This is a genomic window from Arenicella chitinivorans (assembly GCF_014651515.1).
GTDB lineage: Bacteria > Pseudomonadota > Gammaproteobacteria > Arenicellales > Arenicellaceae > Arenicella > Arenicella chitinivorans.
In genome coordinates, this window is record NZ_BMXA01000001.1 from 792,578 (window position 1) to 816,729 (window position 24,152).

A 24,152-nucleotide genomic window follows, 5' to 3' on the forward strand; every position below is an offset into this window, starting at 1 on the left:
GCAAGATAAAATGATACGCAAACTAATTTTCAATTGTGCTGGCCTGCTGACGTGCATCGTGGGTGTTGCGACAGCGTCCGCAGTCGAGTTATTGACATTGACAACACATACCAGCGGCATGCATCGCGTCACGTACGAGCAATTGGTCGCCGAGGGGGTTGATCTAACTGGCTTGCGACACCAGCGTCTGGGTTTGAGTTTAAATGGCGAATGGGTTCCTTTAGGAACAGTCGGGCAAGGCGGCGGGCGAGGACGGCTATTTGGGCCAGGATCGTACCTTGAGTTTTACGCTGAGAAAGCCGACAGCTTGTACCGCAAGGAGCAGGTGTATGTGTTGCACGTACTAACCAATCAAGAACGAGCGAATCGAATTAATATCCCGCAATTTCGTACTCGCGTGAATCCACGGCTGCCGGTTGCGACCAGCTATTGGTACACCTTGCACGTAGAGCAAGACAACACCTACGATTTTTCTGCGCCGTCGATCACTGATCCCTTTCACTTCGGTCAGACGTTCAGTCTATATGCCACACCAAGTTATCAATTTGACGTGGCTGACTTGGCCGCTGGTGCAGGTAATAGCGCTGAACTAAAGGTCGAAATGTACGGCTTGGTGGACTTTGATATTGAGGGTAACGATCATCACTTTGAAGTTTTAGTCAACGGTGTGCTGGTTGGTGATCAGCAGTTTGATGGGAATGCATCCACGACTTTGGAAGCGCAAAATGTACCGATTAACGCGGGTTCGAATACCATCAAGTACAACTATCGCTCGATCGAAGGCGTGCCATTTGACCGCATCACTCTGAACGAATTCGAAGTGCGGTATCGGCGCGAAGCCGATGCGGGGGGCGGTGCCTACCTGAATGGTTATGTTGACGCCCAACAGCTCGAGGTTCGAAATTTCGCTGGGTCTAAGGCGAGTGTATACCGGCGACTTGGTAATGGTCGCGTTGAGAAACTGCATGACCGCTCTATCGAATCAACCGCTGACCGAGTGGTGTTCAGTACTGGCGCAGTTGCCGCAGACTACATGGTGATCGGTGAGTCCGGCTATCATGCCGCAGAGATTCATGCGATCGAAGACTTTACCGACATTAGTAGCGGAATGGCGGAGTATCTAATCATCGCGCATCCGAGTTTGCTTGGTGAGGCGATGGATGAGCTGGTCGCGCTGCGCTCGCAGGATTATCTAGTCAAAGTAGTTGATGTAGAGGCGGTGTTTGCGCAGTACGGTCACCACCAGTTTGGACCAGAGGGAATTCAGGCGTATGTTCGTCACGCGGCCGCCAACATGGGAACGAAGATGGTGGTCTTAGTTGGCAATGATACGCTTGACTACAAACAGCATACTAGTCAATCGGTGAGCTTGATTCCGACGCGGTACGTCAGTACGCCAGGCGGTGCATTAACGATTACCCAGACGCCGTCGGACGTAGCGTATGGCGACCTAGACAATAACGGCGTGCCAGAGTTGGTTGTGGCACGAATACCGGCTAGAACGCCGGCAGAACTCGCTAATGTGGTGGCTAAAATCAAGGCGTATGAGGCGCGTGAGGGTTATGTAGGAAGAACGGCGATTGTGGCGGACAAAGACGATTTAGGTAATGGGGTGTCGTTCTACAAAGACGCCCAAGCCATGATTAAAGCGATACCGGATAATTGGTCGGATGGCGTACGTGATGATTTTCAGATTTACCCCGACCAGGATGGACATCAACAGGCGCATGATCGGTTGATTGGTTTATTGAATGCCGGCATGTCGGTGGTGTCTTACGTGGGGCACTCATCACAGCAAAGCTGGGCCTATACATCGCCACCTATGTTGCGCGCTGCGGAGGTCGCTAGTCTGACGAATTTCGGCAAGCCGGCTGTAGTGACGCAATGGGGTTGTTGGAATGCGTATTTTGTCGACACTCGCGGCAACACGATTTCCGATGCTTTGTTATTACATGGCGAAAACGGGGCAGCCAGCGTGTTAGGCGCATCGACACTGACAAGCTCGATTGGAGACCGTTCCTTGGGTGTCGAGTTAAATAAACGTGTGTATGTGCGGGGCAAAACACTCGGTGAAGCGATGCTAGAAGCGAAGCAGGCTCTAGCAGCTTACGCCGATTATCCGGATATCCAGTTGGGTTTACATCTTTTAGGTGATCCGGCGTTGAAGGTGAACTTTTGATTCTCTTTGACCAAGATATGATACTGCCAGAGTGACCAAAGTTGGTGCGGTGCGCAGGTGATAACGTAACAAAAATGCAGTTGGGCAAGAAACAACACGGTTTAGATCAAGGGTCGTTTGACCGATCATGTGATCGGTAAAATAGGGGATGTAAGCTGAGTTAGGTGGGTTTGGGTTATCGGGTCAGTGTTGTACTCGTGGTCTGGTGCGGAGTTAATCTGTGTCGAGAACATGTGTGGAAACTCTCGCGTTGATTCAAACCAAAAATATACCGCCATCACTTTCTGGTGGTTGGTTTAATCGTGGTTGATGACACACGGGGACGGGAACCACATTTTTTTCGGAGAAGTATTATGTACTCACAAATTTCCAACCTACTTAAATTTAACTTGCTGGTGTCTGTTTACTTGGTGCTTGGGCTGCTTTTTGTGCCAATACACGCGCAAGCCCAGTCGATTCCAGCGTCAACTTCGTTTGGTGTGGAGGTCCAAGATGCGGATGAACTTACCATTTCGTCCAGTTTTGAAATGACTGATAACACATCGTTGCTAGCGGCATTTTTGGGCGGTGGTTCTTTGCCGGTCTATATCCTGGTAGAAGACGACATTGCGGGCACCATTTTGTATAACAACACAATCTATGTTTCCAGTTTGTCTGGGGTAGGAAGTGTGATTTTAGGTAACCCACTTACCGGGGAGTTAACCGTGAATTTGAACCTAAAAAAGGTCGACTTCGACTTTGTTCTTGATATCAGTTCATTGGTGAGTGGCAATACGACTCTTAAAGTGCACTACAGAGCGGATTACGTCGGTTTGCTCGGTCGTTCTATGCGTTACGTACATGAGGCGGATGCAACTGTCTATGCACGGGCTTTTGATGGCTCATTTTAAACTATTTTAATATGCATAAAATGGATCATAAGATAGGCTTATTTAGCTTTATGTGCATTTCATAGCGCATTATATTTGTTGAAATTTGCAGTTTAATTGAGCTGCATATTGAAGAAGTCAATCGTACGTGACCATGCGAGCTCCGCTGCATCAGCGTCATATCGGCTGGTGGAATCATTGTGAAAGCCGTGATTTGTATCCGCATAAGTATGCGCAGTGTAGTTGACCTTGTTTTGTCGCAAGACTTGCTCATAGGCAGGCCAGCTGGCGTTAACGCGGTCATCCTTTTCTGCAAAGGTGAGCAGAAGTGGTGCTTTTACATTGCTCACCAATGATGCGTCGGCAGGTGTGCCGTAATAGGGGGCTGCAGCGTCGACTAAAGTCGGCGCTGCAGCGGCGAGGTAATTACTGATATAGCCGCCAAAGCAAAAGCCGACTACGCCTAACTTTCCATTGCCATTGGCATGGGTGCGTAGGAACTGCGCGGCCGCGATAAAGTCCTGCTCGATTTTGTCACGCGACAAAGAACGTTGCATTGCGCGCCCTTGATCATCGTTACCTGGGTAACCACCGAGTGGGTATAAGGCGTCTGGTGCGAAAGCGATAAAGCCCAGCTTGGCTAAGCGGCGGGCCACATCTTCTATGTAAGGGTTTAATCCACGGTTTTCATGGACCACCAAAACCACAGGCACTGGGTGTTTTATGTCTCTTGGGGTCACTAAGTAGCCGCGGCCTTCGCCATGGCCCTGTGGCGAGGGAAATGTTTGATACGTGGCCTGAATTGAAGGGTCATTAAACGAGACCTGTTCAGCCAATGCGTAATCCGGCAGCAGCGCTGCGGCCAGAGTGTTTACCGTTAGACCTGCAATTGCCAAGGTCCCAAGTCGCTGGAGAAATGTGCGTCTGTCAATATCGCCATGTGCGTATTCGTCGTACCAATCAAACGCTTGTTGCGGAATTTGGTTGGTCGGAATTGCGGATTTTCCTTCGCTTCTCATTACGTTTCTCCAGAGGTGATATTTTGGTTGCAGTACGATACTACTGGCGCAGCATCAACACAAAGTGATGGCCGTTACTTTTCTTGGTGTACTTCTGCTTGCTGTTGCGCCAGCCACCGGTCGAAAAGTTCTTCCAAGGTTGCTAACGGCAAGCTACCATTGCGCAGAATTTGATCGTGAAATGCGCGCACGTCAAAGTTAACCCCCAAGGCTATTTCTGCTCTCTGTCGTAGCTCGCGAATCTTAAGTTCGCCTATTTTGTACGACAGTGCCTGTGCCGGCCACGTGATGTAGCGGTCAATCTGTGCGACGACGTCCGCCATACTTAGAGCGGTATGCGCGGCCAGGTAGTCGATCGCTTTTTCACGTGACCAGCCCTGTGCGTGCATCCCGGTGTCGACAACGAGTCGACAAGCTCGCCACATTTCATAGGTTAAGCGACCAAAGTCACTATATGGGTCTTGGTAAAACCCCATTTCCTTTCCTAACCGTTCTGAATAGAGGCCCCAACCCTCACCGTAAGCTGAGTGATACAGGGTTTTGCGAAATTCCGGCACATCGAGTTCCATGGCGATCGAGCTTTGAAAGTGATGCCCCGGCTCAGCTTCGTGAAGGGTCAGCGCTTCCAGGTTGTAAAGGGGTTGTGATTTCAAGTCCTGGGTGTCGATAAAATAGGTGCCGGAGGTGGTACCGCTGCCGTCCGGCGCCACATAATAGGCGCCGCCGTCTGGACTTGGTTTGATATCGAACGTACTGCGTGGCAATAAACCGAACCATTTCGGCAGTTGTGCCGCAGCCTTGCGTGTTATGTAGCTCGCCTTCTCCAATAGGTCTTGTTCTGAGTCCGTGTAAAACGCGGGTTCGGTGCGTAGGTAGCTAACGAACTCAGTGAAATTACCCTTGAACTCAAGCTGATTGATGATGGTGTTCATCTCAGCTTTGATGCGAGCGACTTCGTCCAGTCCCATTTGATGTATCTGATCGGCGCTCAGTTGCGTAGTCGTGTAGTACTCAATCAAATATTGGTAATAGTCTTTGCCGTCTTCGAGCGCAGTAATGCCGACGTCTTGGCGACAGTTCGGCATATACTCGGTGGTGAAAAATGTAAAGAAGCGCTGGTATTCGGGAATGATGACATCACGTATTAGCTGGCGAGCAGACTTCGTGATACGGGCCTGGTCGTTCGCTGAAATGGTATTTGGCATGCGCGCGATTGGCGCGTGGAAAACGCTTTGGTTAACATCCAACACAATGTGCTTGCTGATCGTTTTTTCGTAATTTGTAACGCTCTCACAATAATGCGTATACCCTTTATCAATTGCGGCACGGAGGTTCGTGATATGCGCTTGATTGAAACGAGGAAAATCAGCCAGACTCACTAGATAGTTCTCGTAGTCAGCAAGGGTCAGAAACGACATGTTGGCGGGAGCACCAGCAAAGTAGGAATGAAAACCGGCGTATTTGTTTAACGGAAAAAGATGGTCGAACTGCTTGTAACTCGCGGCTTCAGTTTCGCGCTCATATTTGAACAACTTGAAGGTGACCAGGTCGGCATCATTCATGCTGTCGGTATTCAGTGCTGATAGCCGGTTAAGTATAGATTGATTGAAGACAGCCCGCCGCGAGCGACCCGCTGGTGAGACGTCAGGCAGTTTGCCGTTCATTCGAAATGTGTCTGGGTCCTTGCGAAAGAAAATTTGCTCTTGGTTTGCTTCGGACCAATGGTCGTGCAAAATGGCGTTTAGATTGTCTGACGCCGCTTGGCTGTGCCACGAGAATAAGATACTGCATGCGAATACAAAGCGTAGAGAGTGTCGTAACATAGGGGGAGACGCTGGGCAAGGTTGAGTGATTTTACGTTCAGTATAGCAAGACATTGCCGCTAAATTCGATGCACGGGTGCATGGGCCGTGGTACGCTTTGCGACATGCAGCAACACCTCATAAATCATCCATTAAATGGCATCAAATTGCCCGACCTAGTACAAACCTTGGTGGATTGTTACGGTTGGGATATTCTGGCTGCGCAGATCAACATTAACTGCTTCAAAAGTAATCCCAGTGTTGCATCAAGTGTTACATTTCTGCGTAAGACTGATTGGGCTCGTCATCGACTTGAAGCATTTTATTTGTATCGTTTTCGACAGTTCCCACTCCCGAGCGAAATTCAACACGCGTTGCCGCCGCGCGAACGTGAAGTTGATATCTCGCAAAATGATAGGCCGCCCGCGGCGTTGACGCTCGATGATCCAGAATTTTTCGACGACCCTAATACGGGGTGGCAACCGACCCCAAAGGACGGAATGCGAGCTCGACACACTCGTAAACAGGTGGTCGGTGCAACCGTGCCACAACCTGACTCGGTGGCATCGTCATCGGGGAAGAAAACCGACCCCTGGTCAAAGTGGCGTGCGAAACAAAATGACGATTAAACGTGATACGCAGGCAAAAAAAAGCGCTCTTGGTCGAGCGCTTTATTAATAGTTTTGAGGGTTAGATCAGCCGTCATTCTTGAAGGTAATCATGGTTTCAAGACCACTGGTGCCGACCGGTTGCCCATTTTGACTGGCTGGGATATAACGATATCCGTCTAAGGCTTTCATCGCGGAATCAACCAACTTACGTCCGCCCTCGTAATCGAGCAGTTTCGCATTGCGCACAAACCCTTCGGAGTCAATATCATATGATACGCGCACGTAGCCTTCAGGTAGCGTATTGCGATCGTTCGCGTCCATCGCCAGTAGAGGTCGGACTACAAGTTCAGGTTCACCGCCCTGCGTGGCCGGTGCGGCTGATGCAAGTGCGATTACATGCTGGGTTGCGCGTTTTGGCTTGCCAATAGCGTGATAGGCTTCAATTAGTTTGCGGTGTACAGTGCGCTCAAATTCATTCGACGGCGTCGTCGGGTCATTAAATGTGGCCACAGTCTTTTTAAGGTTGGCCGCCATGCCGCGTGCGTTGCCGGTCATGCGGTCCATTTCGGCTAGTTGAAAAGCCGCCTGTCCCGTTTTGCCAGAGAAGGGACCGTACATGCCGTCGTAGATTTTATACGCGTCGGTGAAGTATTCCGACGCGGTTTGGAATTGGCTTTGTCCAGCGAATGCACTACCAGCTTGCATGTTGAGCTTGGCCAACATGGTTGAATCCCGTCCAAACACATCTTTTGCCAAGTCAAAAGAGCGATTGAAATCGTCTTCGGCTTGTTCGAACTTACCCATCAACGCCTGAGCTGTGCCGATATCCATTAATACCGTGATCAGCTTCTCAGAGTCTGAGCCAAAGGTCTGGGTATAGATGCTGAGGGCTTCATTGAGTGGCGTGATGCCATTGACATCACCTAATTGCACAAGTGCATGGCCTAACTGCTCAGCCAATGTTGCCTGTTCGGCGCTATTAGCACTGTATACGCTTTGACCCAGTGTGTAAGCTTGCTGAGCGTGCGTCTTGGCTTCTTGCCACTGACCACCTTCCGCTAAACGATAGTAGTGCCCTTGATGTTTCAGAATTTGTTCAGGTGTGGCACCGTCTTGAGCCGCTGCGGACTGGATCAGTACGACCGTTAACACTGAGCTTAAGATTGAGGTAATTTTCATTGTCGCTTCCTGGTACTAGAAATGATGGTGCTTCTAATAAGCGGGTCACGGTTCTATGCGCGCATTCGAGTTGCACCCTAGGCATCAGTAAATGCACCTGTTTGCTTCTCATCAATGCGTATAGAACAGTTCGCCGTGTCGCTGATATTGTGAGGGGATGCGTCAGAATTCGCGATGACGTTAATCAATGTCACCACACCACAGCACGCCGTTGTGCTGGAAACCGCTCACAGAATAAAGATCGGACAACTTAGCTAAATCGCACAGTGCAGGCAGCTAGAGAAATAACGTTCGCCTGAACTCGCGGAAACCCAATAACCGCTTATCAAGAAATCTGTACGCTGTCCAATATTATAAGTTTGTAACAATCAAGTCACGTGCCAATGGGTTATTAACCCAATATATTCATGGAATATCGCTTTTTATTTAATGGGTTAAGGATGGAAAGCGATTGAAACGACCAAGTTCTGCGGGTCGGATTGACTATATTTTAACTGCGCAGCACGTGCGCATTGTCTAAGTTATCGTTTAGAGTGCAAAGTATTGTTGTTCGTCGGGTTGAATGCTTCATTGACGGATAGTTGATTGGTTGGCGTGCGCAACTCAATTGTTGCTGGTGACAAGCATACTTGATCTGAACAGGCCTGGATTCTAAGCTCAAGCTTAGCAACTGCGCATTCGGGTGAACTTTGGCGTAGTTTTGCATTTATTGTGATGTCGCCATCGAAAACCAGCAGTGGGTCTTTTTGAAATCCGAGTTCAACCTGCTTCGCCGATGGGAAGTTTATCGAGTCTATCGTAGTGCAACTGTTGTCCTTGGTACTCAAACTGGTGGGAATAAGGTATTCGTTTAAGACGTTGTCGGCATTGATATGCCAACCAGCTTGGATTGAAATTACGACAGATAGGCGGTTCTCATTAAGGCTGGAAGAGACGCGGACTTTTCCGCGAGCAGCATAATGAGGTTGCAAAGCCTCTCCTTCGATTAACATGCTCGCCGCCATTAATAGTCCGCTGGCAGACTCGGGAGCAGCGTGTATTTGTGATGAAAAATGCGCAATCACAGCGCGGGCGTGATCTCGATATTGGATGTCGCCAGTTCGATGGAAAAGACGCGCTAGATTCTGTGCTGCAACAGAGTTTCCCGAATACATCGCGTCGTCTCTTGCGGTAATGATTGGTACGACAAGGCCGCGTTGCAAATGTTTATTGCTGATCAAGAATGCACCGGTTTTTTCGTCACGGAAGTCTTTTAGCATTCGCTGCGTCAGCGTTTCGGCTCGCCGTAACCACTTTGCCTCGGTGGTGGTGTCAAAAATGTCCAGATAAGCACGAACGAGGTTGGTGTAGTCATCCAGCGTCGCGTCGATGCGTTGTTTGGGACTGTGAATGCGAGCCAGCCCGGCGTCTGCGGAGTACGCGGTGTCCCACAGCGATTCAGCGATTTGTTCGGCAGTTCGTTGATAGTGGGGCTGATTGATTGCCTCAAAGCCACTTATTAAGGCGGAGATGGCCAGTCCATTCCAAGCAGTGATTGTCTTGCGGTCTACAGCGGGGGGAGTGCGTCTCTCTTGACGCAATATCCGTAATTTGTGCAACACTTGTGATGCTGACAGGTCGGTGCTGCGTTCAATCTCCGAATGGCGCCAGAGAACGTTTTTACCCTCAAAATTACCCTGTGGCGTCACGCCCAGCAGGGTTTCAGCCGTGCCTAATTCAGCCTCCGTCAACTTCGATTTGAGCTCGGTATATGGCCAGACGTAGAATTTACCTTCGTCACCATCACTCTCAGCATCCAGGGCTGAATAAAAGCCACCTGCGTTACCGTCACGTTGCGATAGCATAAAATCAAAAGTGCGTTTTGCAACCTGTTTAAAACGTGGGTTTCGTGTGAACTGATATGCTTGCGCATAGACTTGCGCCAACTGTGCTTGGTTATACAACATTTTTTCAAAGTGAGGTATGCGCCACTCAGCGTCAACGCTGTAGCGATGAAAGCCGCCGCCAACGTGATCATGTAAGCCGCTGTCTGCGAGCGTTTCTAAGCGCTGGCTTAGGCGTTGCATTAATTCAGCGTCTGCGTGACGAATACTTTGTTGCATCAGGAACAGCATTTCCGGTTCGCGCGGAAATCCAGGCTCGTTATAGCGAGGGGCGGCAAACAGTTTGCTGCTAATTCGGTCACGCGCGCTCGTCAAGGTTTCGTGATCTATCGAATGCGCAGTCTTGGCCACCGCACTGAGCTTGTTCATTTCTGTTTTTAATCGGCTAGCCTGTTCCAGAATGGCCGGTCGCCGTTCGGTCCAAGTGCTGCTTATTTTTTCCAACAAATTTAAAAACTGCTGAGGCGGAAAATACGTACCACCAAAGAAGGGTTCGGCATCCGGAGTGAGCACCGCGGTTAATGGCCAGCCGACTTTGCCCGACAGCATTTGGACCGCAGTTAAATAGGTTTCATCGATATCCGGGTGTTCCTCTCGATCGACCTTTATCGCAATGAAATGCTGATTTATATACTTAGCAATGGTTAAATCTTCAAAGCTTTCTCGTTCCATTACGTGACACCAATGACAAGTGGAATAGCCGATCGACAGGAGAATAGGTTTGTCTTCCTGTTTAGCTTGCTCGAATGCCTTTGGTGTCCACGCGTGCCAGTCGACAGGATTGTGCGCGTGTTGCAGTAAATAGGCCGAGTTTTCATGGATTAGGTCATTGGTATACAGTGGCGCGCCCGCCGTATCTAGGTGTCGCGTGCGAATTGGGTAGGTGCCCTTTTTTTGGATAAACGCTTGTTTGTTTGATATCGGTTGTTGCCCACAAGCGGTCAGCGAACTAATCAGTAGAAGCGCAATGACAGCGCAGGCAAGTTGTCTGGCTTGCAAGCGAATTAATTTTGCCCCATCTCGCCAATTGTTCAACAGCAATTGCTCTATCACGTATTTAGTTCCCGTGGTGTCCAGATAAACGTCAAGCTGGCTAATTTGTTAGAAAGACTCTATGCTAACACTTAAATAAGAGTGGGGTAGCAGCTGCTGCTTTGGGTAACACTCGGTATGTTTCATCTGCGCTCGGGGTATGAATAATGGATTATATGGGCACGATGGCATCCGTAGTGGGGTAAGAGAGCTGTTGCAAACCAAAGAATAAGAATCAATTTTGAGCGTGAATATCAACATTGTTAATGCAAGAGTTAACGTGGCTCTTGGTCGTTTTTTTTCGACAGCGGACTGCACCGCTAATTCAAAGGTGACTGTCGCTAACCGAGGCATGGTAGGTGTATGTTAATGCCGCGTGAAAAGCGGCTGGCCTGTTTGGTGGTCGGTATGCATCGTTCGGGAACGAGTGTGCTCTCGGGCATGGTTGCGGAATTGGGTGCCACACAAGGTAAGACGATGATGGCGGCCAAGCCTGAGAATCCTAAAGGATTTTGGGAAAATGAGCTCGTCGTCCAGCTGAATGATCAGATTCTACATACGCTTGGCGCACGATGGGATATCCCACTGCTGGAGCCTTGGGACGAACACCTCGACTTTGTTCTGGGGCTTTTTTCCGAACGCGCTAAAACTATTATTGTTGATGACTTCAATCATGCGGATTTTATCTCCCTAAAAGATCCACGAATAGCCAATTTATTACCATTTTGGAAGTCAGTCCTACGTGACCTTGGCTATGAAATTCGAATGGTACAGATAGTGCGTGCTCCTATTGAGGTTTTCCAGTCGATCAATAAACGCAATGGGTTTACTCATTCGCATTCGGATACGCTGTGGTTGGATTCGATATCCGCTTGTTTAGATGCTCCAGTCGATGAGGTTTTACTGATAAATCACGAATCCCTCCATACTCTGCAAGAGAGCGTGGTAACGGCAATGAGTCAGTATCTGCAGTTGCCTGAATCTGGTGTGCCGGACGCATTGGCCAAGTTCAGTACGCAATGCTATGACCCTGGACTGCGTCATTTCTCTAAACCTGCGATGCAACCTGCGTTGACGGTCGCCGACTCCGTCTACGCACTGCTCGAGGTGTTTCAAGAGCCGACCGTGCTTAGTGCAACTGAGCTGGGACAGCTTCGCCAAAAACTCGTTGACCTGTATTCCAAGCACCAAGCGTTTAAAGATAAGCTCGAAATCTATCTGACAGCTATTTCTTCGGTTGACTGCTTACGGCATAAGTCTGCTCCAGATCAGCGTCCTACGAGTGTGAGCGCCAGAGTGTTCAGTTTGTTTGAAGCGACTTTGAAAGTTGATCAGGGCGAATCGGATACACAAGTTAAAGAAGCGCTCGAGAGAGCGACGTTCGACGCGCAACAGAACCAAGCTCTGATGGAGCGCATTAACCTGTTGGAAACAAATCTTGCCGTATTGGACTCGGCAAGCACACAAAAAGCGATTTGGGCCGAAAGGCGCTATCAGCGTGCATCAAGGAGTTTTCTCCACGCAGTCAAACAACGCCGAGATATCGAAGAAAAAATTTCTGAAATCGAAGGTCATTATCACAAGCTCGAAGAACATTTCTACTCGATTGATACATTGCGTAGTGACCTGGCCGATTGGAAAGGAATGTTTACTGAGCAGGCGCTTGAATTTGGACGTCGGTTCGATCACGTATTAGAACAGGTCTGGCAAACAACTAGATGGAAAATGGGGGATCGTATTGTCGAGTTGCTCAATAAATTGGTTGGTCGGCAAGAAAGCTGCGAAAGTAAAGAAGTGTTGGCGCGCATTCAAAGTGACTATCGTCATTGGGGTGAGAGTCTTGCGAAAGACTATCTGCCCCCGGTTGTTGACGGTTTGCTCGAGGATGCTAAAGCTCAGTCAGCCCCGATAATAGACGCTGACAGTGTCATATTCGGTACAGGGGTAGCAACCTCGAAAGATGCTTTCGTAAAATCAGCGCAGGCGCGGCTTGACGCGTTTCTACAGAGCCAAGCAGAGTTGGATTTCTCGTTTGTAGACCGCCCTGATCTGTCTGTGATTCTGGTGCTTTACAATCGTGCGGAACTGACCTTGCCGTGCTTGGAAGCGTTGCTGGCGAATAATGACAGTCTTAGCCTACAGCTGATCATCATTGACAACGATTCAAGCGATCAAACAGCAATGCTTCTGGAGCGAGTTGTTGGTGCTGACATTATTGTCAATCAGAAGAATGTTGGCTTTCTGCGCGCCTGTAATCAAGCGCTGGAGCTGGTTAAAGCTGAGCAGACGCTGTTCCTGAATAATGATGCGTTTGTTTCACAAGGGGCAGTGGAGAGAGCTTATCGAGCACTTCAAAGATGCGATAACGTCGGCGCGGTTGGCGCTAGAATCGTAGCATTGGATGGGTTGTTGCAGGAGGCTGGTTCAACATGTTGGTCGAATGGAACTTGTTTTGGATATGGTCGGGGCGAAGATCCGAATTCGTTCAAGTTTTTGTTCGAGCGAGAAGTCGACTACTGCTCTGGGGCGTTCTTACAGACCAAGACCAACCTGTTAAAGCAGTTTGGTGGATTCGACGATCAGTTTGCACCAGCCTACTATGAGGATACGGACTACTGCCTAACCCTGAATGAGAATGGATTAAAGGTGTTATACGACCCTCAGGTAGTCGTCAGGCACTACGAATTCGGTGGCTCTGAAGGGTCAGGCTACGCGATTGAACTTTCGAATCGCAATCAGAAAAAATTTCTAGTCAAACACCGTACCCAGCTTGCAGGCCACAAACCTGCGGAGTCGGGCGATGTCGACAATGCACGGTTTGCCAGTGCGTGGCCAGCCAAAAAAATTCTCTACATAGATGACCGCGTACCGCATATGTATTTTGGTTCTGGTTTTCCACGATCAAACTTTATTGTGAACTGCCTTGCTGGTGCCGGATATCGAGTCTCAATTCTGCCGCTGAACTTTCCCAATGAGGAATCAGTAACAAGTTTATACAGTGATATCGATCGACGAATAGAAGTGATTCCAAGTGTTGGGCGGCCTGAGTTTATGCAGTTTTGGGACATGCATAAAGGTTACTATGACTTAGTTTGGGTCAGTCGCCCGCATAATATGGAGTTTGTGCATCCGGTTATGGCTGCTGCGGGTGGCATTAAAAAAGTGGTCTATGATGCGGAAGCAATTTACGCAGATCGTGAGCATGCGCTTAGAAATCTTGGTCTAGGTAATTCCGAGCTTGAGTTAACCTATGACGAGATGGTTAAAAATGAGTTAGTTCTAGCGGCGTCGGCGGACGCGTTGGTGGCAGTGTCGAGACGCGATAGAGATATCATTGCATCAAACATCGCTAGGCCAGTGCCGGTCATTGATTGCGGGTACGGTGTGAAGATCAGACGCTCAAAGTCGAGTTTTGAAGTTCGAAGCGGCCTGCTTTTTGTCGGTAATCTTGATCGGAGTGAATCGCCCAATGTGGACTCGCTATTGTGGTTTTACGATTTGGTATGGCCATTAGTGAAAAAGCAGCTTCCGAATATTACGCTGCATGTCGTCGGCTCGAATCAAGCCGATGTTTTGGAGTGCGTCGAAGATCCCAACATTGTGTTTCATGGTGTGGTCGATGACTTGTATCAATTTTACGACGCAGCAGCCGTATTCATTGCGCCAACACGCTATGCCGCCGGTATACCGTTGAAGGTCCAGGAAGCGGCGGCCAATGGTTTACCTACGGTGGTAACGGATTTGTTGACGTCGCAACTAGGGTGGCAAAATGAGCGCGAGACCCTGAGTTCTGAGGTTGGTGATCCGTGCAGATTTGCCGAGAATTGTGTCAGATTGCATTCCGAGTCAGCGCTTTGGCGCACGATTCAAGACAATGCATTTACTGCGGTGCAATCTGATTGTGATGTGGCGGTGTTTGAAAACAGAATTCTGACGATGTTGCGTGATGTGTTGAAAGCCAATAGCAATGTTACATTACTCAGTAAGCACCGGGAGTACAAGTAGTGCGAATGGAGCTTAGTCTATATTGCTTATTGCACTGTGGTTAGGCCCATCCTTAAACTTGTGATAACTAAATGATAATAAAGACTTACCATCCATGAATAAAATACACACTTTTGCGGCCACACTTGGTTTGTTGACGATTTTTGCTTGTGGATACACACCGTCACATGCTCAAGTTCCCGCACCCAGTGATGAGGAAATTCTCGCTAACAAAAATCGTGCAATTAGTTTGGTGGAAACTCGACGTAAACTCGATAAGTTAGTATGGGGCCCTGAAGAATTAGCCCAAGAGTACGAGCAACGCATCGTGAAACTATGGGATGATTTATTAAAGGCAGAGCACAAGTTCGAGGTATTGAAAGCGTTTCCGTTTGGGTCGTTGCAGCTCGCAAAGCACAAAGAGAGTGAGCCGCTTGAGCTGCAAATAGCAAAGTACACTTTTGAGGGAGAGGGCGAAACCTGGTCGAATACCAAGTTCCAGAATTTTATTACCGAAATGGTAGCAGCGGATTATGTGCTTGAGCAGACCGAGTGGCACCACGCTAAGTTTACACCGCCAAGCAAGGGCGAGGGCGCGATATCTGAGGTCAGTTTTGCTTTGCATGTTGCGCGTGCGAATCCTGCCCATCGTTTGGTGTTTAAAGGGTTGCTTGAAATTGACTGGATGGTCGCAGCGGCATCGGGTGTCAGCCTGCAAGCAGACAAGTTAAAACTACTTGATTTGACCATTCTAGAGCGTGAACAGCCAGCTCCGTTTCAAGAAGTGTTTACCGTTACAGGCACCAAGGAGCAACCATTGGTGCATCCTATTCTGGTGTACGACCTAGATAAAGACGGTAACTCTGACATCGTGGTCGGTGGACAAAATTTGCTATTGCGAAACAAAGGCGGTGGCGAACTGGTCACGGAGCAGTTATTTGATAAGTTCCGTAACCTGTATGACGGCGCCGTGTTAGCAGACTTTAACAACGATGGAAATGTCGACTTCGTCGGCGTTGACGAGCGCGGGTACCCCATGATGTACGTTGGTAGTGCTGAGGGACGGTTTAGTGGTAGTGCCATCAAGATATCAGAGCACCACTTGGGGCTGCCCAAGACCTTTACCGCAGGTGATATAGATGGTGACGGTGATTTAGATATCCACATTGCAAACTACAAATATGCCTACCGTCAAGGGCAGATGCCAAACCCCTATTTTGATGCAAACGACGGCTATCCTGCGGTGATGTTGCGCAATGACGGCGACGGTAAATTCAGTGATATCACCGAGCAGTCAGGATTGGCCGCAAAGCGTTATCGTCGTTCTTATAGCAGCTCCTTCGTCGATTTGGATGACGATCAGGACATGGATTTGATCGTGGTTAGCGACTACGCTGGCTTCGATGTTTATACCAATGATGGCAAAGGAAAGTTTACCGATATCACCGATCAATTTGGCCTTGATCGTCATTTCTTCGGGATGGGACATACTTTTGACGATTTTAATGGTGATGGAAAGCTCGACTTTTACGTCATCGGCATGAGCTCAACGACGGCGCGTCGATTGGAAAATATGGGGCTGGGCCGTGAAGATTTTAAACAGCATACGGATATGCGTATGGCCATGGGTTACGGAAATCGCATGTTCCTGCGAGACGGTGATGGTTTCAGAAAAGCCCCTAATAATGATCAAGTGGCTCGCACCGGTTGGTCATGGGGGACCAGCACCTTCGATTTTGACAACGATGGCGACAAAGATATCTTTGTCGCCAACGGCCACTACAGCGGCGAAAGTACCCAAGACTACTGCACGACCTTTTGGCGGCACGATATTTATGAAGGCGGCCAAGAAGATGTTGCCCGAGATATGCTATTTCAGGCTGAATCAACCGATCTTCGGGAGGCCAAAATCTCCTGGAATGGGTATGAGCATAAAGTGCTGTACCTAAAGCACGGTGACGATTTCATCAATATTGGGTATTTGATGGGGGTTGCATTTGAGTACGATGCAAGAGCCGTTGTTACCGAAGACATCGACAGTGATGGCCGTGTGGATCTGCTGGTGGTTGAACACATTGCAGACAGCCTGAGCCCAGCGCGCTATCGATTGCACGTCTACCGAAATGGTTTGCAACAGGCTGGAAACTGGATTGGTGTTGCGTTACACGATACGCCCGCAATGTCGACCATCGGCGCGACCGTACGTATTGAAGCGGAAGGTGGGAGTCAGATGACTCGCGTAGTGACGGGGGATTCTTTCTCAGCACAGCATTCTGCTAAGTTGCACTTCGGTCTGGGTAAGAGTGACAAAGTGTCTAAGATGAGTGTAACTTGGAGTGATGGTAGTCAAGTTGTCTTGGATAATCCGAAGTCCGGTGTCTATCATCGCCTGTCACCGGGGAAAGATGCTGGGTCAGCAGCTCAAACTACTTCAAATTAGACTTTAGTCGCACGACATTTTCTCGGCGTCCATATTAAGATGATTTGACGTTTTATGTTAATCGGCATTGTTCGGGCAATTGTTTGCCGGCATGAACTAATAAATACACTGTAGATGAAGTTATACAACAAAACTAATTTTAGATTCTGTGTTGTCAGCACACTGTCTTTGTTACTGGGTGCTTGCTCGAATGAGCCACCGGAGCATATGCCTGCGAGTGCTAGTCGGTCGTCTCAAACTGAGGTTGTGAATACGGTTGAACATGCCGTTTCGTTACTCAATACGAGTCCGCAGGATCCGGCGCTTACCGCAGAATTAACGAGTTCTCAGCGGGTAGAATCTGCGGCTGAGCCTTCAAGCACTGCCAACTCTGAAGATGAACTTGAGTTGCATGTCGATGACACACTTTACGAGAACTTTGAAGCACCAGCTGAAACCGTGGCTTTGGTGCCATTGACTTCTAACAGAGTCGAGTGGAGCTCGCCATTGGAACGTAGTTATGAGCGCGTCACGGTCACCCTAGTGGGTCCGGATGGCGTGCTCAACAGACGAGAGTTCGCGCCAGGTCAATCAATTGAATGGGACTCCGGTCTCCAAGATGGTCTGTACACATGGGAGTCGGTACTTTCGCCTGAAGTAGATCCGTATGTGCGTGAACAAATGAATCAAGTTCGGTCACAAGGGAACCTTGAGGCGGAACAGGCGCTTCTGGCGAGGCTACGATCTGAGGGCAGTTTGCCGTCAGAAGAACAAGGTAATCAAAACCGTCAGTCGGGCACATTTACCGTGGTGGATGGTGTTGTCAGGCCAACCTTGGTCGATGTTCAGAAAGAGGTGGTTGATCGTTGAGATTCGACTATACTATTAACTATAATTAAGAATACTGTGCTAACCGAAGGTGAGAGTTAAGCGCATGGGTCGCAGATATCTACGTTGAGTAGTAGAAGTTCAGATAGCTGCATAATCAAATTGAGCTTCAGGCTCAGGGGTACATTTATGAAACTTCTAACATGCAGCTTTCTAGCTCTGTCGGCTAGCTTTTGCATATCGCCGTTCGCGCACGCCGACCAAGTAATCAATGATGATTTAATCGTCACGTCTAGTGAATGCATAGGTTTTGATTGTGTCAATGGTGAAAATTTTGGCTTCGATACCCTTCGTTTAAAAGAGAATAATATACGCATACATTTCAATGACACGAGTATCTCAGCGAGTTTCCCAACTAACGATTGGCGTATTGTAGCGAATGACTCCGGAAACGGTGGTGAAAACTACCTTGGGATTGAAGACTCCAATACCGGGCGATTTCCTTTTCGCGTGCAAGCTGGCGCGCCAGCAGACGCGTTGGTCGTTGAAGCAGACGGAGACATTGGCGTCAAAACCCGGAACCCGGTAGTCGATATTCATATTGTTGAAGGCAACACGCCGACTGTTCGACTCGAGCAAGATGGCTCTGATGGTTTCACGCCTCAGACCTGGGACATGGCCGGTAACGAAGCAAATTTCTTTATTCGTGATGTGACTAACGGTAGCCAGCTGCCACTGCGTATTGAGCCGGGTGCGGATACTAATTCTTTGTATGTTAACTCTAATGGCCATATTGGTATCGGAACTAATAGTCCTGATACCCAAGTGCATTTAGTGGAAACCGCCAATACAAACACGGTATTCCGAGTTGAGAACAAAAACGCGACGGGATCAAACGCTGAAGTATCGTTAGTGAATTCCATTCGTGAATGGAAATTTAGAAACAATACTGTTGGCAATTTCGTTATCAACGCCCCTGGTGATACTGGTTTTGAGTTGGAGCTCAGAGAGGACGGTACACTAATCTTAGAGGGCGGCTTAATAACAGGCACACCTTCTGGTACGTGTAATCCCGGTCCTTGCGACGCGACGTTCCAGCCAGATAAGTTTACGGTTCCGTCCATCGAGGATCACGCAGAGTACATGTGGGAAAACAGCTATTTGTGGGGCGTTGGACCAACGCGGGAAGGTATACCGATGAATCTGACTAAGAAGACTGGTGGTATTCTTCATGAACTGGAGGTGGCTCACATCTATATTGAGCAATTACACCATCGGCTAAAGGACATGGAAAACCGACTCGAGGCTTTTGAACAGAAGTAAATTCCCTCGACCACTGTCTCTTAAACACTCAGATCGCGTTAACTGCGGTCTGGGTGTTTTTTAATGTTTGGCATACATTTTTTAAGCAATCCACTATGGAATCACGCGTTAATTTTACGGTCATTGGAACGCAAAAAGGGGGGACTCAAGCGTTAAACCAGTTTTTAAAAGCGCACCCGGAAATCGGCATGGTGACGCCCCCAGTGATCGCACCTCATTTTTTCGATAATGAGAAAATTTTTAGCGATATACCTGATTACGAGGTATATCATCGAATGTATTCGGAAAAAAGTTTGGCCATGCTGACTGGGGATGTGACGCCGATATACAGCTATTGGCCGAATGCAGTGGCGCGTATCAAGGCATACAACCCAGACATGAAAATTATCTTTCTGCTCAGAGACCCGGTGCTGCGTACCTATTCTCACTGGAATATGGAGTATTCTCGAGGTGATGAGAAGCTTGGATTCTTAAAGGCGATCCTGACTGAGAATCGTCGTCGAGCAGGAGGCGCGCACAGGATCTATTCTTATCTCCACCGTAGCTTATATGCGCCTCAGGTTGTCAATTTACTTGAATACTTTGAGAGGAAACAATGTCTGTTTATCAAAAGTGATGAGCTTCAAAGGAGCCATGTTGAGGTAATGTCTCGGATATTTTCCTTTCTTGATGTGGATAGTACTATCATCCCAGAGCAACAGTCTGTGCATGCAAGACACTACCCTCAGATGCCATCATGGTTGAATTTTACGCTCAGACTCTATTTTCAACGCGATATTGTTTCCGTCGAACAGTTAACCGGTTTAGACTTGAAAGCGTGGCGTCTGATCTAATTTAAGCGGCGCGGAGTCAGGCGCCAAGTTGCGTTGTTCTGAGCGCGCTGCCGCTGGATTTGAGTTTACGATAGCAGTTTAGTGCCTGAGTGGCATGACTGTCGAAAAACATGGTTAAGCGCTCACTCATTTGTGATTTCCAATAATCAATACTTCCCCGGTGGAAAGTCGAGCTCCCGGGATCAAACACGTTTGACTGCACATTATGAATTTGATCCGAATCAAGCCCAAGGTCGAGGAAAGCAGATAGTTGCTGGATTGCGTCAAATTGTTTCCTCTGATCGCCACCACCGTGAATCCCGACCACGTCTTCATAGTCAAGAAAGTGGATGTTCGGGTAGTCAATCCAGCCCATCATAGAGTCGTACCACTTATCGAGTGGTAGAAACACTGGGTCGCCGCTTCCGTACTCAGGCACAAGCCCCAAAACAACGCTCTTAAGCTGGTCTTCTCGAGATTCCAGCGACGCGAAAAGGTTGTGGTAGGGGTGATCTGGTAACTTGAGTACAAAGTTCACAAGTGATAAAGCAACAGCCCTTGGATCTCTATAGATCATAATCATGGAAATCCCTGATTGCTCCAATATTTCGTGAGCGAGCCTAGAGTAGGGAATGTGGCCGTAATGAAAATGGCCATAGGCTATATTTGATATTATCGAGTCGAAATAATTTGCGTCAATACCCGCCGGTGAGGACACACCAACCAATAGGCTGGTATCAGAGTCTGGGGCCTCAAGTGCGGTGGATGCAGCAATTATTTCACCAGTGTGCCTAAATCCCAACATCTGAGTGATACCCGTCAGTAAGTGTGTGCCGGATTTTGGAATGCTATTCAAGAATAATTTCTGTCGTAGAATGTGATCGCTGTCTGGCGACATAACGCTCCATCCGCAAAAAAAGCGGTTTTTCAAGGTTGTTGTGTATTGGTGATGTGAAAAATACCTAAGCAAAGGCCGGTTTTAATTATACTATGAGACTTTGAATTCAAATCTAAAAATGGCTTCCACAACACGCACTGTCATAATGTTGGGTCTTGTCGCTAACGCCTCTTGTGCGATAGCGTCCGACGCTGATTCGATTCTCGACTACATTCCAAGCTTACTGGCCTCCATAGACACTAAGGTCACTTTACAGTCGGCTATACCACAACCAAATGGTGGGTTCTGTTCGATACCAAGCGGTGGTGGTGAAGAGAATACCAGTCAACCAGATCATGTCATTGGCAACGGCACTGCAGCAAGTTGTACGAGTGCAGCGGTGGTTTCGGCGGTGGCCAAGGGTGGTGTAATTACCTTCAACTGTGGTGCGAGGCCGGTTGAGATTGTGATGCAAAAGACGGCGAAAGTGGTTAACAATACTGGCCCAAAGATCGTATTGGATGGGGGCGGCAAGGTGACCTTGAGCGGTGGTGGTGCACGTCGAATCCTGTATATGAATACCTGTGACCCAGACCAGGTCTGGACCACTTCACACTGTCAAAACCAGGATCATCCTCAGTTGACCGTACAGAATTTAACCTTTAAAAATGGCAACTCAAAATCCGAGACTGAGTACGATGGAGGCGGGGCGATCTGGGTACGAGGGGGACGGTTTAAGATTGTGAACTCGCGCTTTGAAAACAATGTCTGCGCCAACACGGGGCCGGATGTTGGCGGTGCGGCTGTGCGGGTTTTTAGCCAGTACCAAGGGTTGCCCGTCTATGTCACGAATAGTGTCTTTGGTGGTGCGAGCGATAAAGCCAATGTGTGCTCCAACGGTGGTGGCTTAAGCAGTATTGGTGTTTCCTACACCGTGACCAATTCATGGTTCAGTCACAATCGTGCTATCGGCAATGGTGCTAACCCAAGTCAACCTGGAACCCCAGGTGGTGGTAGTGGTGGCGCTATTTACAATGATGGCAACAACTTTGATCTTAAAATCTGTGGCACCACGATTGAGAACAATGCGGCCAACGAAGGGGGCGGAGCGATCTTCTTCGTCAGCAATAACCGCCAAGGAACCTTGAGCATTACCAATTCCACCTTAAAACGTAATCCGAGTAACGGGTTTGAGACTGCCGGCTACCCAGGGATATTTTTTCTAGGTAAAGGTCAGCCGTCGATCGCAAATTCTGTCATACAATAGCGATCATCCCGCAGCAGCTTGATTGCAAACTGTTGCTTCAGCGGCGCGACTATTTTTGTCCCGCCACTTAACTATTTTTAACAATGAGAACCCAATGATGAAACGATTTATAGGCATCAGCCTACTTGTTTTGTTGCTTGCGGCTTGCAGTCAGGACGCGCCTGAAGCAACCCAGCCTGAGACTGGAAATGCCGTAGACAGCATCACGCCCGAACAAACTACGCCCGCCTCGATTCAGGTTGGCAAAGACTACCATTCATTCTCAAATCCAGCGCAAATGAAGGTGCGCAATGTCGCACTAGACCTGACTGTGGATTTTGATCGTAAAGTGCTGGATGGCAGCGCGGTCCTCAAGATCGAACGCGTAGCGAATGACGCACAAACCCTGGTCCTGGATACCAAAGATCTAACCATTCACAGCGTTGAAGCGGCCGGAACACCATTGGAATTCGAGCTCGGGGCGGCAGACTCGTTTTTAGGTGCACCGCTGTCTATTGTCGTACCCCATGGCGTGGATGAGATTAAAGTGGCTTACACCACCTCACCAAGTGCATCCGGTTTGCAATGGCTTACACCGGCCCAAACGGCGGGTGGTGAATATCCCTTTCTATTTTCACAGGCGCAAGCAATTCATGCTCGCAGCTTTATTCCCTTGCAGGATTCACCGCAGGTACGCGTGACGTATCAAGCGGTACTGCGTACTCCGCCGGCATTGCTTGCAGTGATGAGTGCCTCCAATGAGCCTGATGCTGAGCTGGATGGTGTGTATGAATTCAACATGCCGCAGCCCGTGCCCTCCTATCTGATCGCACTCGCAGTCGGTGATCTGCGCTTCAAGGCCATGGGTGAGCGCACCGGCGTCTACGCGGAGCCAGCGCTGTTGGAAGCCGCAGCGCAGGAATTTGAGGACACGGAATCTATGTTGATCGCAACCGAAAAGCGTTATGGTCCATATGGCTGGGACCGCTATGATCTTTTGATTTTGCCGCCGTCCTTTCCATTCGGAGGCATGGAAAACCCGCGCTTGTCTTTTATTACTCCAACAGTGATCGCCGGTGACAAAAGCTTAGTTTCATTGATTGCGCACGAATTGGCGCATTCCTGGTCTGGCAATACTGTTACCAACGCAACGTGGCGCGATTTATGGCTGAACGAGGGTTTTACCACCTATTTGACCTACCGTATCATGGAAATTATTTACGGAACCGACCGCTACAAAATGGAAGCCGTGTTGGGGTTCCAAGACCTTGAAGCAGATATCACTCGACTGGACCCGAACGACGCTATTCTTGCGATTGATTTGCGTGGACGAGACCCTGACGACGTATTCTCGAATGTGCCCTATGAGAAAGGCGCGCTGTTTCTACGTGAGCTAGAGCAGCGTGTCGGCCGTGATAATTTTGACGCCTTTTTAAAGGCGTACTTCAAAGAGTTCGAATTCGAGAGTATCACCACCGATCAGTTTATTGATTACCTCGATAAAACGTTGCTAGTGACCCATGCCGATGTACTCGACAAGGCACGTATTGAGCAATGGATATTTTCACCGGAGTTGCCAAACGATCTGCCGCTGGAAGAGTCGGATGCGTTCTCGCTCGTGGATAACGCGCGCATGCAATGGTTGGGCGATGAATTAGCGGCTGCGGATATCGAAACCGATAGTTGGACCGTGCATCAATGGCTATATTTTCTTAACAACATGCCGGAAGAAATTGATGATAAGAAGTTGTCTGAGCTGGACGCGGCGTTCGACTTGACCGAATCACGCAATAATGAGATTGCGCACAGCTGGTTGTTGATTAGCGTGAAGAACTGGTATGAGCCTGCTTTGCCGAGATTGCATGATTATCTGACATCCATTGGGCGCAATAAGTTGGTGAAGCCGCTGTATCGCGAACTAGCCAAAACGGATCGAGGTAAAGCATTGGGTCGACAGGCATTTGCGGAAGCCAAAGCTGGCTACCATCCGCTTACGGTGAAAGCGAATACGCCTTTTGTAGAGTAATAACCAGTTTGCGCGGTAGTTGTGCGCAAACGCGAAACAGGGCCGCGTGAGAACACGGCCCTG

Annotated in this window: 15 protein-coding genes; 10 read left to right on the top strand and 5 right to left on the bottom strand. The window is 48.8% G+C overall.

Going from position 1 to position 24,152, the window contains the following annotated elements:
* Positions 1–10: 10 nt before the first annotated feature.
* The gene (locus tag IE055_RS03515) at positions 11–2,179 is read left to right on the top strand and encodes a C25 family cysteine peptidase (protein ID WP_189398598.1); all 2,169 of its coding nucleotides are present in this window, start codon (positions 11–13) and stop codon (positions 2,177–2,179) included.
* Positions 2,180–2,532: 353 nt separating this feature from the next.
* Positions 2,533–3,069, top strand: coding sequence for a hypothetical protein (locus IE055_RS03520; protein WP_189398599.1), 537 nt, complete (start codon positions 2,533–2,535; stop codon positions 3,067–3,069).
* A 92-nt stretch (positions 3,070–3,161) separates the two neighbouring features.
* Here the strand turns inward: IE055_RS03520 and IE055_RS03525 are convergent, their stop codons facing one another.
* On the bottom strand, positions 3,162–4,067 hold the full coding sequence (locus IE055_RS03525; RefSeq protein WP_189398600.1) for a dienelactone hydrolase family protein: 906 nt from the start codon (positions 4,065–4,067) through the stop codon (positions 3,162–3,164).
* Positions 4,068–4,141: 74 nt separating this feature from the next.
* On the bottom strand, positions 4,142–5,890 hold the full coding sequence (locus IE055_RS03530) for a DUF885 domain-containing protein (protein WP_189398601.1): 1,749 nt from the start codon (positions 5,888–5,890) through the stop codon (positions 4,142–4,144).
* 104 nt (positions 5,891–5,994) lie between these two features.
* On the opposite strand from IE055_RS03530, the gene IE055_RS03535 reads away from it, so the two are divergent.
* On the top strand, positions 5,995–6,498 hold the full coding sequence (locus tag IE055_RS03535) for a VF530 family protein (protein ID WP_189398602.1): 504 nt from the start codon (positions 5,995–5,997) through the stop codon (positions 6,496–6,498).
* A 66-nt stretch (positions 6,499–6,564) separates the two neighbouring features.
* Here the strand turns inward: IE055_RS03535 and IE055_RS03540 are convergent, their stop codons facing one another.
* Positions 6,565–7,659, bottom strand: a complete 1,095-nt coding sequence (locus IE055_RS03540; protein WP_189398603.1) for a tetratricopeptide repeat protein — start codon at positions 7,657–7,659, stop codon at positions 6,565–6,567.
* 521 nt (positions 7,660–8,180) lie between these two features.
* Positions 8,181–10,595, bottom strand: coding sequence for a thioredoxin domain-containing protein (locus IE055_RS03545; protein ID WP_189398604.1), 2,415 nt, complete (start codon positions 10,593–10,595; stop codon positions 8,181–8,183).
* Between the two features lie 348 nt (positions 10,596–10,943).
* Here IE055_RS03545 and IE055_RS03550 point away from each other — a divergent pair, with 348 nt between their 5' ends.
* The 5 genes from IE055_RS03550 (at position 10,944) to IE055_RS03570 (ending at position 19,961) form a co-directional block, all read left to right on the top strand.
* A complete protein-coding gene (locus IE055_RS03550) occupies positions 10,944–14,579 on the top strand; it encodes a glycosyltransferase (protein WP_189398605.1) in 3,636 nt (1,211 codons plus the stop codon).
* A 94-nt stretch (positions 14,580–14,673) separates the two neighbouring features.
* Entirely contained in the window at positions 14,674–16,998 is a 2,325-nt protein-coding gene (locus IE055_RS03555; protein WP_189398606.1) for a CRTAC1 family protein, read from the top strand.
* 114 nt (positions 16,999–17,112) lie between these two features.
* Positions 17,113–17,847, top strand: a complete 735-nt coding sequence (locus IE055_RS03560) for a hypothetical protein (RefSeq protein WP_189398607.1) — start codon at positions 17,113–17,115, stop codon at positions 17,845–17,847.
* Positions 17,848–17,994: 147 nt separating this feature from the next.
* Positions 17,995–19,128 carry a hypothetical protein gene (locus IE055_RS03565; protein WP_189398608.1) on the top strand — a complete coding sequence of 378 codons (1,134 nt, stop codon included), beginning with the start codon at positions 17,995–17,997 and terminating at the stop codon, positions 19,126–19,128.
* 95 nt (positions 19,129–19,223) lie between these two features.
* Complete coding sequence (locus IE055_RS03570) at positions 19,224–19,961, top strand: sulfotransferase domain-containing protein (RefSeq protein ID WP_189398609.1); 738 nt, start codon at positions 19,224–19,226, stop codon at positions 19,959–19,961.
* Between the two features lie 16 nt (positions 19,962–19,977).
* On the opposite strand, the gene IE055_RS03575 is transcribed toward IE055_RS03570, so the two are convergent.
* On the bottom strand, positions 19,978–20,838 hold the full coding sequence (locus tag IE055_RS03575) for a sulfotransferase domain-containing protein (protein ID WP_189398610.1): 861 nt from the start codon (positions 20,836–20,838) through the stop codon (positions 19,978–19,980).
* Positions 20,839–20,983: 145 nt separating this feature from the next.
* Here IE055_RS03575 and IE055_RS03580 point away from each other — a divergent pair, with 145 nt between their 5' ends.
* Together IE055_RS03580 and IE055_RS03585 are read left to right on the top strand one after the other, a co-directional pair.
* Entirely contained in the window at positions 20,984–22,084 is a 1,101-nt protein-coding gene (locus IE055_RS03580; RefSeq protein ID WP_229794115.1) for a hypothetical protein, read from the top strand.
* Between the two features lie 97 nt (positions 22,085–22,181).
* Positions 22,182–24,089, top strand: coding sequence for a M1 family metallopeptidase (locus IE055_RS03585; protein ID WP_189398612.1), 1,908 nt, complete (start codon positions 22,182–22,184; stop codon positions 24,087–24,089).
* The last annotated feature ends 63 nt before the right edge of the window (positions 24,090–24,152 follow it).